This is a genomic window from Propioniciclava tarda, assembly GCF_900182665.1.
Classification (GTDB): domain Bacteria; phylum Actinomycetota; class Actinomycetes; order Propionibacteriales; family Propionibacteriaceae; genus Propioniciclava; species Propioniciclava tarda.
On sequence record NZ_FXTL01000026.1, the window covers coordinates 1 to 14456 of the forward strand.

Consider the following 14456-nt stretch of genomic DNA (forward strand, 5'->3'; position numbering starts at 1 on the left):
GCAACAGCGACCAGCCCGAAACACCCCAACAGCCCACAACCCGCCAGTCAGACCCACCCGGCAGCAGTAGCACCAATGATCAGCGCATCCCTAGGACTCACGCCATTCCCCTCATGTTCTGTCGGACGCCGACGCGGGCCAGAGCCCAGCCCATGAGCGCAACGACGGCGATGGAGCCACCGAGCATCACGACGAAGGCCTGATCCGAGACGATGCCCCACCCTAGCAGCGCCAGCGCCGACGCCAAGGTGAGCAGCGTGACCACTGAAACGGCACGCAGGTCAGAGATGTTCATGGGCCCTCCTGAGTACATGGGGAAGCGGTCGGGAGGTCTCAGGATAGCGAGAACTTGCCGACTCGGCAACTAATGCTGGAACAGGGAATGGGTTATGAACGGGAACTTTTCGATCTCGAGAGACTCCACGCCGAGATTGCCCGCGGACGCCCAGGATGCGGGTTCCTCCCGAGGATGCGGGGTACCTGCCGAGGATGCTGGTACCTGCCGAGGATGCTTCCTCGGCGTGGAGGCGGAACCTCGGCGTGAGAGCGGAACCTCGGCGTGTGGTCGCCTCAGCCTCGAAGTCTCGGACCTGCCGGGCGGGATCGGCCTGGACTCGCCAAGTCGGCGCCGGTTGCCGGCCGCCATGCCGGACGGCTTAGGCTCGTCGCTCAGCCGACGACAGGAGTCACGTGGCCGGGCATCGGATCTTCAGCACCAGCTTCGCCAGCATCTATCCGCACTACGTGGCGAAGGCCGAGCGCAAGGGACGCACCCGCGCCGAGGTCGACCAGATCATCGAGTGGCTCACCGGCTACGACGCGGCGGGGCTCGACAGGGTGCTCCGAGACGAGACCACGATGGAGGCGTTCTTCGCCGATGCGCCCGCGTTCAATCCGAATGCGTCCCTGATCAACGGGAGGATCTGCGGGTACCGCGTCCAAGACATCGAGGACCCGCTGATGCAGAAGATCCGCTACCTCGACAAGCTCATCGACGAGCTGGCCAGGGGCAAGAAGATGGACGCCATCCTGCGGTCCGCGTAGTAGTCCAACGCTGAGCCCGTCGATGGGCGCCACGGGTCCAACCCGATTTGCGTCCCACTCGCGGCGCGATCGACACGAGTTCTGCGGCACACCGCCACGGAGAGTGATCAAAACCGGGTTGAGCATCCGTGAAAGCCCGCACCCCAACAGGTGATCGGCGCGCCGCCCACCAACCCAGCTGCAGCCAGACCTTCCGGGCGCCGTACACGCCGTAGTGGGCGGCGTGGACCCGACGCACCTCGACCAGTAAGGCTTGGTCGCGTTCCTGCCGGCGGGTGGGGAGCTTGTCTTTCCACTCGTAGTAGGTCGATGGGGCGATCTGCAGGCCGTGCTCGGTCAGCACCGCACAGATCGGCTCAACACCCCATCGCAGACCGTCGACTTCTTCACGGTCGGCGTGCTCGCGGATGAAGTCCACGATCACAGACCTGGCCGGTCGAGCTCGGCCGCGAAGAAGGCCGACGCCGCCTTCAAGATCGCGTTCGCCCGGCGTAGCTCGGCGTTCTCTCGTTTCAGCTTCTTCAGCTCGGCCGATTCCTCGCTAGTGACCCCGGGCCGGTTGCCATGATCAACCTCGGCCTGGCGTACCCACTTCCGCAGCGTTTCGGCCGTGGACACCCCCAACAGGCCAGCCACCTTGCTCATCGCCGCCCAGTCCGTCGGATGATCAGGGCGGACCTCCGCATACATGCGCACCCGCCCGCTGCTTCAACTCAGACGGGTACCGTCAGACGGGTACCGCTTCGACGTGTTCCCTGACATGACTCCAACCTTCCCAAGGATCGGAGCCTCCGGACACGCCGGGGGGATTCAATGTGTGCCGCACCTCGCCTTCAGGCAGCACTGCGGGTAGGGAAGATGGCTGCTACCTACGACCGCGGAGATCTGCCCAGAAGTCAACGAGGTCTTGCCTGGCAAACCCACCTTCGGCCGCAAGCACGTCGTCCAATCGAGCGGTGAGCGCCCAGATTCGATCTTGGCCGCTTCCACGATAGGTGCGCACCTCGATCACACCGTGTGCTACTGCGACCCCGACTAGTTCGTCCAGCACCCACGCCGCCTCGGACCTGAAGCGATGCCGTATCTGGGACTCACGTACAACCGTGCTTCTGCGGAACATCGACAGGAGCGACCGAATTGCTCCGACAGACGCCGGCTCCTCGATCGGAAGCTTCGGTTCCTCGTCTTCATGGAACACGATCCCGAGGCCGGATAGAACCGCCTTGATGCGGGCGGGCGCGAACTCACGGATGGAGTCTTCGGCCGCCTCGAAGCGTACGGAGTCGACTTGGCACTGTTTCAACACCACGTCCTCGAAGCGGGAGTGCGCATCAACAGCGAGATCTCCGAGTTGGCAGTCTTCGAGGGTGACTCGAGTCCAGACCGATCCCTGAAGGCTGACGTTCACGAACGTCACCTGGCTCAGGCTTATATCTGTCAGGTGCGTGCTTTCCCAGGAGATGCTGGAACTGATCGCCTTCGCGGCGAATGCGAGTTGGTCTCCGCCTGTCGAGTCGGACAACGCGAATGGCAGAAGCGTGCCGACGTTCTGCTGAACGTACGTGGGCCTGTACTCGCGATTCACGATGTCCGCGAGAACCTGAAGGAGTCGCGCGCTCTCGGCTCGGGATGGCTTTATCATTCCGAACACGTAGCGAGCCGTGGAGTCACTCAGTTGCGAGATGGAAAGGAACCTAGCCAGTCGCTCCCCAACGCCCGAGTTCATCGCCTCCCTCAACCTGGCCGAGAGCGCGACCGCAACGAAGTAATCTCGGAACTCTGGGTGATCGAAGGAGCGATACCCATCCACGCCATCTGACGGATGCACAAGCAGGACATGCATGTGAACCATCTCGACGACCTGTTGGCGATACTCCGCATCGATCGCCCAGGCTTCAAGCAGTATGCTTGCGATCGTATCGATGATCTCAACAGGGAGACGGTCCGTCGCGTTCTGGTACATCTCTTCAGCGACCTGAGCAAGTAGCTCCATGTGCTGGTCCGAACTCAGGTACGGTTCGCCCGTCACGCGGTTCTTCCACTTCTCAGTGACTTCGCGCTCGACGAACGCGTGGACGATCGCGGCCACACTGTCCAGTTGGTCCTCACCCGGCCGAATGAACTGCTCGACTGGGATCGAGTACTCAACTATGGCGCGTGCCGCCCTGGACAGAAGGAACGGGCGAGTCAGGAAGGGGTGATCGGCCGCGCACCCGAGTGCCGTGAGGATGTCTGTATAGATCGCCCGCCCGTCGGTGTCGAACCCTTGACTCGTTGCATAGCTCCCCAAGAACTCAACCGCCTCGCGCTCGCGCCATGGACGCACGGTTATCTCAGCGAACTCGCAAGGTGAAGTGGTCGATCGCTTCACGACACCGGCGCGTCGCATGTAGTCCTCAGTGTCGAAGAATGTACGTCTCGCCGCCGCAACGATCGTGCCTTGACCGTCTAGCTGCGCCACCAAGCTGGCCAGCGCACCCAAAGACGTGTTGCTCCCCTGTTCTGCGGACAGTTCATCAAACCCATCAATTGCCAAGACGAGTGCCCGATGCTTCATCAGTCGAATGAGTCCCGGCATCCAGAGCCCGTACATCCGCAGATCACCGAGGTCGCCCATTAGCGCCTCAGACAGCCGAAGCAACTGCCGTCCCTGCAGGTCCAGGTGCCAGAAGATGAAGCCTGAGCGTCCCTCTAGGAACTGCTGAGCGCGTCTCGCCTGCATCTGCTGCAGAAGTGCGGTCTTGCCAAGGCCCGCATCGGCGGTGATGAAACTGATGCGGGTGGCGAACGGCGAACCGGTAGCGCACTCGTCTTCGAGAGCGAGCAGCGCTGATGACACTGCGACCGGCGCTTCAGCCGGATGGAACACAACTGCAGGCCCCTCGACGAAGCTGGGTACCTCGCCTTTCCGCTGGAGGATCCTCGTGGCGAACACGTCCAGCCGGCCGAGGGTACGAATTAAGAACTGCCGATAGGGAATCCGATCAGCGCCGAGCTCCACGAACACACCGCTCTCAGTCTCCACGAGCTTGCCCGCGATGTCGCGTCCCTCGCGAACCAGCAAGAAGCTGCCGTCGTTCTCAATGACAACGTCCTGCTCGTCATCCGCGAATGCTGAAAGGTCGAGGTAGATATCGTCGAGGATCACTGCCGTGCCTTCGGGAGAGAGACTTGCTGAATCTGGAGAGTTGCCAACGTGCTGCGAGTGTCCTGGTCATAGCTGTGGTCCAGGTTGCAGTACCCAACACGCGAGGAGGCGTGACTCGCAGCCACCAGACCAGGAACGAAGTCCGTGTCATCGGAAACGCAGACCACACGGTTCTGTTCGAGTCGCGCTATGTCCAGCAAGTCCGCCGTCATCATCGTGTCGACCTGCTTCTGCTCCGCAGTAAGGAACATCTCGTCTGATCGCACTCCGCATCCGACTACCGGGCAGGTCTTTGACCCGGCGCGAGTGATGTGCCGAAGGATGGCCGCCGGGCATTGCGGACCACCCGAGACACACCCATCCGGCTGCGGAGACTTCGCAAGCCGAAGTCGCGGCACGCTGGCCCTGCGCCGCCAAGTGTCCTCGAACCGAATCGAAGGATTGCTCAAGAGAGAGTGGGCCAACTCCCAGTCGCCCCGGAGCACCGTCCGATCGGGGAGGGCCATCGGAAGGGGAAAGGCAGCCGACACCAACTGCGCGACCTGGCTCGCCCGCTGGGTCAGTGCGCCCGCCGCCATCCACCCGCCATAGAGTCGGAGGTGGACTCGCTCGAACCCCCCAAATCGGCGCTGGCAAGACTCGATCAACTGCATAAGGAGGTGTCGTATCTCAGGCTCCGTCGCCGATGACGCGAAGAAGTTGTCAGCGTCGATGAGGCAGTAGAGCGCGATCCCCTTCAAGTCCAGGGGTGGACCAGGTTCGAGCGGCTCGCGCATGGCGCCATGTTGCCACTCAGCACCCTCCCTGGCGATGAATGCGGCCAACTCGAAGCCGTTCAGCACATGGGACTGCTGCATGTTGTGGTGACAGGTTGGGTTAGGCGGCCTGTCGGGCCGGTGTGGTCATGATGGTCTCGTATTCGATGGGGGTCAATCGGCCGAGGCGTTGTTGCCGGCGGCGTCGGTGGTAGGTGGTCTCGGTCCAGGTCACGATCGCGATCCGGAGGTCGTGGCGGGTGCGCCAGCGGCGCCGGTTCAAGACGTTCTTCTGGAGCAGGGCGAAGAACGATTCCATGGCGGCGTTATCGCCGGCGGAGGCGACCTGACCCATGGATCCGGTCAAGCCGTGACGGCGCAGGGCGGCCAGGAACTTCCTGGAACGAAATTGACTGCCCCGATCCGAATGCACCACACAGCCGGTCACGTTCCCGCGGCGGGCGACGGCCATGGCGAGGGCATCGACGGCGATGGTGGACTTCATTCGGTCACTGATGGAGTAGCCGACGATCCGGTTGGACCAGACGTCTTTGATCGCGCACGCGTACAGCTTGCCCTCGTCGGTCCAATGCTCGGTGATGTCGGTGAGCCACAACTGGTTCGGGCCGGTCGCCGTGAACTGGCGTTTGACCAGGTCGTCATGGGCGGGTGGGCCCGGCTTCTTCCCGTTGCGGCCACGCTTCCACCGCGCAAGACTTTCGTCACTCTCACGGCGCGATCGGGACCAGATCCGCGGCGCACCGAAACTGAGAGTGCGCAAAACCGTGTTGAGCCCGTCCCGGATCCGGGGGAATCACGTGATCGGATCGACGTCTGGAGCCTGGCCGAGGCGGTACCCGTTGCCCAGGTCAGCCTCGAACTTCGACGCAGCCGAACTCCGGACGGATTGCCGACGTCCGGGCGCCGGCGAACAGCACCAACCTCGACCCTGTCCCGCGCGAAGCCTCATCCCCTACTGTGACGGCCACATCCCGGAGCATCCGGACCCGCGAAGGAGCGTCATGACCAATCCCGGACCCGACGGCTGGCACGGACCACTGCCCGACATCGAGATCCCCGACGTCAGCCTGTACGACCTCCTGTTCGCCGGCCTGACCAGCGCCGACGCCGCCAAGCCGGCGGTCGTCGACCATGCCAGCGGCGTCACCTTGACCCTCGGTGAGGTCAAGTGTCAGACGGACGCCTTCGCCGCCTGGCTCTCGGCGTCCGGCATCGGTGCCGGGGACGCTGTCGGGGTTCTCCTCCCGAACGGGCCCGACTACTTGGCCGCCTTCCATGGCATCGCCCGCGCCGGGGCCGCCACCTCGCCGGTCAACGCCACCTACACCGCACCAGAGATCGCCCGCCAGCTGACCGCGACGAAGGCGCCCAAGATCGTGACGCACCCAGCCCTGCTCGCCCAGGCCGTGGCCGGTGCGATCCAGGCCGGACTCGCGGCGTCCGATGTCATCGTCGTCGGCGACCCGGACGCCCCCCGCGCGGCCGGGCACACGGCATGGTCCGATGTGCTGGCGACCGAGCCGAACCCGCCGACCGTCGACATCGACCCGGCAACGCACATCGCGTGCCTGCCGTTCAGCTCGGGGACGTCCGGGATGCCGAAGCCGGTGATGCTGAGCCACCGTAACCTCGTCGCGAACATGCTGCAGTTCAACGAGGTCCTGAGGCCGCTGGGCGACGACGTGAGCCTCGTCGCCTTCCTGCCGTACAGCCACATCTACGCGATGACGACGAACCTCAACTACGCGCTGTACCGCCGCTGCCCGCAGTACACGATGGCTGGATTCGACCCGATGGCGTTCCTGACGATCATCGCCACGTACCGTCCGGCGGTGCTGTTCGTGGTGCCGCCGGTGGCGGCGTTCCTGGCCAAGCATCCGGCGGTGGGCCAGGCGGACCTCAGCTCGCTCAAGCTGATCGTCTGTGGGGCGGCGCCGCTCGACGGGCCGGTCGGCGAGGCGCTGCAGGAGCGGCTGGGCGTCCGGGTGGTGCAGGGGTATGGCATGACCGAGCTGTCGCCGGTCACCCACGTCATCCCGCTGGACCGCCGCGACATCGACCTCGGCACGATCGGTCCGGCGGTGCCGAACGTGCGGTTCCGCGTCGTCGACCCCGAGACCGGCACCGATGTCGCCGTGCCGGCATCCGGCGAGGTGAGCCAGCCGGGCGAGCTGTGGTGCGCTGGGCCCAACGCGATGCTCGGCTACCTCGGGATCCCGAAGGACGCCGATGCGGTCTTGGACGCCGACGGCTGGGTCCACACCGGGGACCTCGTCACCGTGGACGCCGACGGGGTCGTCCGGATGGTCGATCGGATCAAGGAACTCATCAAGCGCCGCGGCATGCAGATCGCGCCCGCCGAGTTGGAGGCGCTGCTCTGCCTGCATCCGGCGGTCGCGGACGCCGCCGTGCTCGGCGTCGATCTCAAGGGCACGGCGGGCGATCAGGTGCCGCACGCGTTGGTGCAGCTGCGCCCGGGGGCTGAGGCGTCGGCGTCCGAGCTGACCGCCTGGGTGGCCGACCGCGTCGCGCCGCACAAGCGGCTGGGTGGGGTGCACTTCGTTGAGAAAGTGCCGCGGTCGGCGGCGGGCAAGATTCTGCGCCGGCAGCTTCCGGTGTTGCTGCCTGCGAAGGGCTGAGTGCGCGCCCCTCGCCAGCTCAGGGAACGTCAAGACCCGGCCTCTGAGTGCTGAACCTTCCGGAAAACCGCAACCTCAAGCACTCAGACCCCCTCGGTACAGCGAGGCTCCCCCGGATGCGGGAGGCACCCCCCGTCAGCGGGTGACCACCACTCCGTCGCGCAGCCCGATGGCGACCTCGGGGACGTTGGTGATGATCGCGTCCACGCCGAGGCGCAGGAGGCGGTTGATGTCTTTGGGCTTGTCGGCAGTCCAGACGTGGACGCGCTGACCACGCTCGTGGCACTTGCGGACCAGCTTCGCCGTCGCCGCCCCCACGGACGGGTGCAGCGCCTCAGCCTCCAACGTCAGGAGGTAACGCCAGGGCTTGAAGAGCCGGTCCGACACCAGCGCGCCCATCGGCTGCGTCGCGCCCAGCTTGCGCAGGTTCCGCAGCGTGTAGTGGTTGAAGCTGGAGAAGATCACGCGCTCCCCCACGCCGGACGCCGCCACGACGTCCAACACCCGCTCCTCGATCCCGTGGTAGCGGATCGTGTCGGTCTTCAGCTCGACATTCGCGACGGCGTCCGAGTCTTTGATCAACTCCAGGACCTCCGCCAGCAGCGGGATGTGCGTGCCGCCGAACCCGGCCCAGCCAGCGGACGCGTCCAGGCTGCGCAGCGACGCCAGGCTGTGGTCGGCGACCCAGCCGTGGCCGTCAGTGGTGCGCTCCAGGGTCTCGTCGTGGATCACCACCAGTTCGTCATCGCGTGTCATCTGCACGTCGAGTTCGATGCCGTCGGCGCCCTGTCCGAGCGCCAGCGCGAACGCGGGCAGCGTGTTCTCCGGCGCGTCGGCGGAGGCGCCGCGGTGTCCCCAGATCTGCGTCACGGGGCCACTCTTGCCTAGTCCCGCACGTGTGAAAAGTTGGCGCACCGGTGCAGGCTGACGCGGATTCGCCCCCGGGCTAGGTTCGAACCATGAGGACGCCCACCGCCATCGATGCCATCGCCGACGAGTACACCCGCTCGCTCGCCGAGCTCTCCCCGGTCACGGCCACCTACCTCGGGATCAGGGGCTACGACCACCTGATGGGCGACTACTCGCCGGACGCCTCCGCGGCCTACGCCGACCTCAACCGCGCCACCCTCGCCAGGCTGGACGCCGCCGTCCCCGCTGACGAGACCGACCGCGTCACCGTCGCCGCCATGCGCGACCGGCTCGGGCTCGATCTCGAACTCTTCGACGCCCGCGAGTACACCGCCGACCTCAACGTCATCGCGTCCCCGTCGCAGGGCTTCCGCGACATCCTCGACCTGATGCCGACAGAGACCCACGACGACTGGTCCACGATCGCCCAGCGCGTCGCCAGCCTGCCCGCCGCCATGGACGGCTACCTCGCCTGCCTCCGCGAGGGCCTCGCGTCCGGGCTCGTCCCCGCCCGCCTGCAGGCCGATGAGGTCGCCAAGCAGGCCGACAAGCAGACCGACCCCGCGACGTCCACCTTCCTCACCCTTGGCAAGGACGCCGACCTCCCGGCGTCGCTGCGCGCCGACCTGGACGCCGCCGGTGCGGCCGCCGCGGCGTCCTATGCGAAGCTCGCCTCGTTCCTGCGCGACGAACTGGCGCCTGCGGCGTCCGAGACCGACGCCGTCGGACGCGAGCGCTACGGGCGGTTCTCGCGGCTGTACGTGGGCGCGGCCGTCGACCTGGACGAGACCTACGAATGGGGCCTCGAGGAGCTGGCGCGCATCGTCGCCGAGCAGAACGCGGTGATCGCGCGGATCGCTGGTCCGGGCAAGACGGTCCAGGACGCCGCGTCGGTTTTGGACGCCGACCCCGCGCGCATCCTGCACGGCACGGACGCCCTGAAGGCCTGGATGCAGACCACGTCGGACGCCGCCGTCGCGGCCCTCAACGGGACGCACTTCGACATCTCGCCGCAGGCGCAGAAGCTCGAGTGCATGATCGCGCCGTCGGCGTCCGGAGGCATCTACTACACGGGGCCGACGGACGACTTCAGCCGTCCCGGACGCATGTGGTGGTCGGTGCCCGAGGGCGTCACCGAGTTCTCGACCTGGAACGAGAAGACGACGGTCTACCACGAGGGCGTCCCGGGGCATCACCTGCAGATCTCGGCCGCGGTCGCCAACAAGGACGACCTCAACATGTGGCGGCGCCTCGTCTGCTGGACCTCCGGGCACGGCGAAGGCTGGGCGCTGTACGCCGAGCGGCTCATGGACGAGTTCGGGTTCCTCGCCGACGACGGCGACCGACTCGGCATGCTCGACGCCCAGCGGCTGCGCGCGACGCGCGTCGTGTTGGACCTCGGCGTCCACCTCGGCAAGCCCGCCCCCGCGCGCTACGGCGGCGGGGTGTGGGACGCCGCCAAGGCCTGGGACCTCCTCACCGACAACGTCACCATGGAGCGCACCATGCTCCGCTTCGAGCTGAACCGCTACCTCGGCTGGCCCGGCCAGGCGCCGTCCTACAAGATCGGGCAGCGCATCTGGGAGCAGATTCGAGCGGACGCCGCGGCTGCGGCCTCGGCGCGGGGCGAGTCGTTCAGCCTGCGGGCCTTCCACAGCCGGGCGCTGAACCTGGGCTCGTTGCCGTTGGACGTGCTCCGGGAACAACTCACCTCGTCGCAGGGCTTCGACAAGCTCAGCCAACTTCCTTCCAGGCGGCGGGTCGAGGCCCCCTGAGCTGGTCGAAGGGCCAGGTCCCTCGGCCAACCGAAGTGCCAAGGCGAAAGGCCAAGATCCCTGAGCCTGTCGAAGGGTCCCGGGGCCTCACCGCCCCGTTCCCTGAGCCAGTCGCAGGGCGTGGTGGGTCATGGCTTCAAAGGGCTGCGATGCCCTTGATGATCGTGGCGATGCCACCCGCGATGGCGACGGCGATCACGAGGCGGCGTCCGAGGGCGGGCGACACCCAGCGCATCAGGAACGTCCCCAGCAGCTGGCCGGCCACGAGCGCCACGATGGCGACCACCCAGGCGGCGGGTTCGAGGGTCGGCAGACCACGGGCGACCAGGGTCGAGGCGCTCAGTCCGAAGAAGTAGAGCTGGATCGTCGCCACGAACGAGGCGTGCGCCCAGCCGGTCGAGAGGGCGTAGAGGGCGACGGCCGGTCCGCCGATCCCGGCGATCGAGTTCATGAAGCCTGACAGGAAGCCTGCGGACAGCAGCCCCGGCGTCCCCTTGAAGACCCGAGCCTTCTCGGACGCCACCGTCGCCGTGATGCCGACGAGGATCAGGACGCCGACCACGATGGCGAGCACAGGCGCGGGCAAGGTGTTGACGAGCCAGGCGCCCGGGACGATGCCGACGATCGCGGCGGCCAGCAGCAGCAGGGCCGTCTTGACCTCCACGTCGCGGCGCAGTTGGTAGACGAGGATCGGCGCCTGAATGAACCCCAGGACGAGCAGCAGCGACACCCCGTTGCTGGTGCCCAACAGCAAGACCAACAACGGCGTCGCCACCAGGGCGAACCCCATACCGGTCAGCCGGGTCGTCGCCGCGCCCAGCAGGACCGCCGCCCCGAGCAGGGCGAGATGGAGGGCGTCCATCAGGTGGGGTCCGGGGCGACGCGGCGGACGCCGATCCGGGTGGTGATCGGCTCGCGCTGACCGCCGACGTGGATGAGGTCGTCCCCGTCGACGGTGAGCTGGGAGGAGTAGGAGGCCAGGGCCGCCGAGATCTGGGGGAGGCGGTGGGCGAGGTCGAGCCAGGAGGCGTCCGGGTCGTCCGGGGCTTGGCCGCGGGGCTGGGAGACGATCTCGAAGAAGGGCAGCCCCAGCGTGGACGCCGCGGCGCGCGTGGGGGCGTGCAGGGCGACGTGGTCGGGGTGTCCGTAGCCGCCGAGGGCGTCGTAGGTGACCAGGGCGTCCGCGGCCAGGGCGCGTGCGCAGGCGGCGATGTCCGCTGCGATCTCGTCCGGATCGGCGGCGGTGAGCGCGTCGGCGGAGGCGTCCAGTGCGGGTCCGGCGAGGGTCTCGGCGGCGTCCAACCAGGCCATCCCCGAGTCGGCGTAGACGCGCGCGAGGCGTCCCATGGCCCGGGCGGGCCAGGTGCCGAGGTGTAGGTAGCGGCTGGCGCCGAGGCGTCCGCAGGCTCGCAGCCACTCGGACTGGCGCACGGTGACCAGGTCACCGCCGGCGGGCAGCGCGCCCGGCCGGACCTCGCCGCGCTCGCCCCGGGTGGCGGTGAGGACGAAGCACTCGACCCCGGACGCCGCGAGCTCAGCGATCAGCGCGCCCGTCGAGATCGTCTCGTCGTCGGGATGCGCGTGGACGAACAGCACGCGTCGCGCGGGACCGAACACGTCCCCGACCGTCGCCGCAGAAGTCATGGCCCGAAACTACTGCGATCCCAACCCGGTTTGGGTCACTCTCAAACGTCCGGGCGCACGGAAACCGGGCTTTGACGGGTGTGAGATCCACGAAAATCGGGTTGATCGCGGTGAGCCCGCCCAGACCCACGTGCTCAGCTCACCCCGGTTTTGGTCACTCTCCACCATGCGGACGCGTCGAATCCCGCGGTACGACGACAGTGAGAGCCGCCTAGTTCAGGTTCGGGCTCTCCTGCGCCCGCCGGACCAGGCCGAGCGAATCGGCGTCCGAGATGCCGAGCCTCCGGGCGACGGCCACGTACTCGCCAGCGGCCGCGGCCGCGGCTTTGCGAGCCGACTCGGCGGTCGCGGTGACGAAGGATCCCGCTCGACCGCGGGTCTCGATCACCCCGGACGCCTCCAGTTCGCGGTAGGCACGAGCCACCGTGTTGGGGGCGAGCCCGACCTGCTCGGCGAGTTGGCGAACCGGCGGCAGCCGATGGCCGGCGGGAAACTGGCCGGACGCGCGCCCGTCCGAGATCTGCTGCTTGAGCTGCTCGAACGGCGGCGTCGGCGACGTGTGGTCGATGATCACCCCGCCAGCCTAGGCAGACGCCGACCAGTTGCGACGCGGTTCGCGTCCTCGAAACACCTCCGAGAAGGGCTTGCCAGCCTTACGGTTGCACCCGTGGCACCACACCCCTGGCTACGCAGACTCGTTGTCATCCTCGTCCTCGGATTGGCCTGGCTCCCGCTGACCAGCACGGACGCCCACGCGGCCAGCGGCCTCTCGATCACGGGCAAGGCGCGCTACGTCGTCGACCCGGCCGGTGGCAGCGTGGCCGTCGCCCAGACGGTCACGATCACCAACCGCCAGCCGGACTCCGGACGCACCTACTACATCTGGGACCAATGGGGCTTCCTCATCCCGACCAGCGCCGAGGAGGTGTCGGTCACATCGGGCGGCGGGAAGCTTTCGTTCACGACCAAGGCAAGCCAGAACCTCGGCACCAAACAGCTGATCGCCAGCTTCTCGGGCATCCGCTACGGCCAGTCCAAGACCTTGGAGCTCACCTATCGACTGCGCCGGGCCCAGTTCCGCAGCGACGACAGCGCCCGGGTCGGCAAGGGTTTCGCGTCGTTCCCGGTCCTGCTGGACGGTGATCCGGGCCAGCTGACGGTCGAGATCGTCGCGCCGTCGTCGATGACGTTCAGCGCCTCCGAGACCACGTTCACCGAGTCCACGGACGGCGGGACGACGACCCGCACCAGCACGACTCCCACGGCAGGCGACTTCTTCGGGGCGTCCGTGGCCCTCTCCGAGCCCGACGTCGGCGAGCACCGCAAGGTTGAGGTCAACGGACGTACCGTGGACGTCATCGCCTTCCCAGGTGACACGACCTGGGCCGACTTCGTGACGACCAACCTCTCGACCACCGTGGCCGCGCTGGAAAAGACCACCGGCCTTCCGGCGCCCGCCAACGTCCTCGAGATCCGCGAGGACATCAGCCTGGCCACCCAGGGCTACGACGGCACGTTCAACGGAGCCGAAGCGGAGATCCGGTTGAGCGAGTCCCTCGATCTCACGACGTTCTGCCACGAGTTCGCCCATTCCTGGATCAACCGTTCGGTCGCCGGCGAGCGCTGGCTCGCCGAGGGTCTCGCCGAGGACCTTGCCGTTCGCACCGTCAGACAGCTGGGCGGCACCCCCACCGAACGCCTCGTTGCTCGGACGGACGCCCACGCGTTCGCCCTCGAGACCTGGCAAGAGTCCGAGACCGCGGCGGAGGCCGAGAACTACGCCTATCCGGCGTCCGCTCAGGTGTTCGCCCAGGTCCTCGGCAAGCTGGATGCGACGGACTACACCCGCGTCGTGAAGGCGATCGCCAGCAAGAAGGTTCCCCTGGGCAACGCCGTCCACTCATCGCCGCCGCTGACGTGGAAGGCCCTCTTGGACGTTCTTGACACGGTGGACGCCGCCGCCCAGCCGGACGCCTCCGGCCGGACGCCCGCGGCGAACGTCGTCTCGGCGTGGGTGATCAGCGACCCGTCCAGCGTGGACTGGAAAGCACGCCTGGACGCCCGCGCCCGCTTCCTGCGCCTCGACGACGCCGACGGGTCCTGGACGCCGCCCACGGTGCTGCAGAGCGCGATGGCGTCCTGGGATTTCGCCACCGCACAAGGACTGATGGCCACCATCGAGCCCCTCGCCAGCTCCGCCAAGGCCGTGCAGGACGCCGCCCAGCAGGCGGGCCGTCCCGTGCCGGACAAGATCCGGGCGGCGTACGAGCACGCATCATCCGCGGACTCCCTCGCCGCCGTCAGGCCCAAGCTGGACGCCACCCGCACCACCCTGTCCACGCTCGCAGAAGTCGACCGCGCCGCCGGCTCCGTCAGTCTGCCGACGTCGCGGGTCGCGCGGCAGTTGATCGGGCTGGACGCCGACGCGAAGGCCGCCGAGAACCGCCTCGAGGCCGATGCGGTCGACTCCGCCGTGGCAGCCGCCAACGCCGCGCGCGGCAAGGCGCAGCAACTGTTCGCC

The 14456-nt window shown here is 67.4% G+C and carries 10 protein-coding genes and 2 pseudogenes; 4 read left to right on the plus strand and 8 right to left on the minus strand.

The genetic code is table 11. From position 1 onward, the window contains the following. Positions 1-97: 97 nt before the first annotated feature. Positions 98-295, minus strand: a complete 198-nt coding sequence (locus tag FN821_RS13775) for a hypothetical protein (protein ID WP_131173043.1) — start codon at positions 293-295, stop codon at positions 98-100. A 395-nt stretch (positions 296-690) separates the two neighbouring features. On the opposite strand from FN821_RS13775, the gene FN821_RS13780 reads away from it, so the two are divergent. Continuing rightward, positions 691-1044: a DUF2200 domain-containing protein gene (locus FN821_RS13780; protein ID WP_131173044.1), complete on the plus strand. Its 354-nt coding sequence runs from the start codon at positions 691-693 to the stop codon at positions 1042-1044. A gap of 175 nt (positions 1045-1219) precedes the next feature. Here FN821_RS13780 and FN821_RS13785 read toward each other — a convergent pair. The 3 genes and pseudogenes from FN821_RS13785 to FN821_RS13795 form a co-directional block, all read right to left on the minus strand. Then, positions 1220-1756, minus strand: a pseudogene (locus tag FN821_RS13785) (transposase); the annotation flags it as partial. A 153-nt stretch (positions 1757-1909) separates the two neighbouring features. Continuing rightward, positions 1910-4192: an NACHT domain-containing protein gene (locus FN821_RS13790; protein ID WP_131173045.1), complete on the minus strand. Its 2283-nt coding sequence runs from the start codon at positions 4190-4192 to the stop codon at positions 1910-1912. 876 nt (positions 4193-5068) lie between these two features. Beyond that, positions 5069-5656, minus strand: a pseudogene (locus tag FN821_RS13795) (IS3 family transposase); the annotation flags it as partial. 313 nt (positions 5657-5969) lie between these two features. Here FN821_RS13795 and FN821_RS13800 point away from each other — a divergent pair. After that, positions 5970-7607 (plus strand): AMP-binding protein, encoded by a 1638-nt coding sequence (locus FN821_RS13800; RefSeq protein ID WP_131173046.1) that lies wholly within the window; start codon positions 5970-5972, stop codon positions 7605-7607. A 135-nt stretch (positions 7608-7742) separates the two neighbouring features. Here the strand turns inward: FN821_RS13800 and FN821_RS13805 are convergent, their stop codons facing one another. After that, positions 7743-8477 (minus strand): glycerophosphodiester phosphodiesterase, encoded by a 735-nt coding sequence (locus tag FN821_RS13805; RefSeq protein ID WP_165489377.1) that lies wholly within the window; start codon positions 8475-8477, stop codon positions 7743-7745. 89 nt (positions 8478-8566) lie between these two features. Here FN821_RS13805 and FN821_RS13810 point away from each other — a divergent pair, with 89 nt between their 5' ends. Continuing rightward, complete coding sequence (locus FN821_RS13810) at positions 8567-10291, plus strand: DUF885 domain-containing protein (RefSeq protein ID WP_131173048.1); 1725 nt, start codon at positions 8567-8569, stop codon at positions 10289-10291. A gap of 136 nt (positions 10292-10427) precedes the next feature. On the opposite strand, the gene FN821_RS13815 is transcribed toward FN821_RS13810, so the two are convergent. The 3 genes from FN821_RS13815 to FN821_RS13825 all read right to left on the minus strand — a co-directional run bounded on the left by FN821_RS13815 (position 10428) and on the right by FN821_RS13825 (position 12509). Further along, a complete protein-coding gene (locus FN821_RS13815) occupies positions 10428-11153 on the minus strand; it encodes a sulfite exporter TauE/SafE family protein (RefSeq protein WP_131173049.1) in 726 nt (241 codons plus the stop codon). Beyond that, positions 11153-11935 carry a PIG-L deacetylase family protein gene (locus FN821_RS13820; RefSeq protein ID WP_131173050.1) on the minus strand — a complete coding sequence of 261 codons (783 nt, stop codon included), beginning with the start codon at positions 11933-11935 and terminating at the stop codon, positions 11153-11155. The genes FN821_RS13815 and FN821_RS13820 overlap by 1 nt, the downstream gene beginning before the upstream one ends. A 211-nt stretch (positions 11936-12146) precedes the next feature. Then, positions 12147-12509 (minus strand): GntR family transcriptional regulator, encoded by a 363-nt coding sequence (locus FN821_RS13825; protein ID WP_131173051.1) that lies wholly within the window; start codon positions 12507-12509, stop codon positions 12147-12149. A gap of 93 nt (positions 12510-12602) precedes the next feature. Between FN821_RS13825 and FN821_RS13830 the strand changes: the two genes are divergently transcribed. Beyond that, positions 12603-14456, plus strand: a 1854-nt coding sequence (locus tag FN821_RS13830) for a hypothetical protein (RefSeq protein ID WP_142640465.1), incomplete at its 3' end; no start/stop codon positions are given.

Coding starts and splice junctions, on each gene's coding strand:
- FN821_RS13775 (WP_131173043.1), bottom strand. CDS start 295: ATGAACATCTCTGACCTGCGTGCCGTTTCAGTGGTCACGCTGCTCACC.
- FN821_RS13800 (WP_131173046.1), top strand. CDS start 5,970: ATGACCAATCCCGGACCCGACGGCTGGCACGGACCACTGCCCGACATC.
- FN821_RS13810 (WP_131173048.1), top strand. CDS start 8,567: ATGAGGACGCCCACCGCCATCGATGCCATCGCCGACGAGTACACCCGC.
- FN821_RS13815 (WP_131173049.1), bottom strand. CDS start 11,153: ATGGACGCCCTCCATCTCGCCCTGCTCGGGGCGGCGGTCCTGCTGGGC.
- FN821_RS13820 (WP_131173050.1), bottom strand. CDS start 11,935: ATGACTTCTGCGGCGACGGTCGGGGACGTGTTCGGTCCCGCGCGACGC.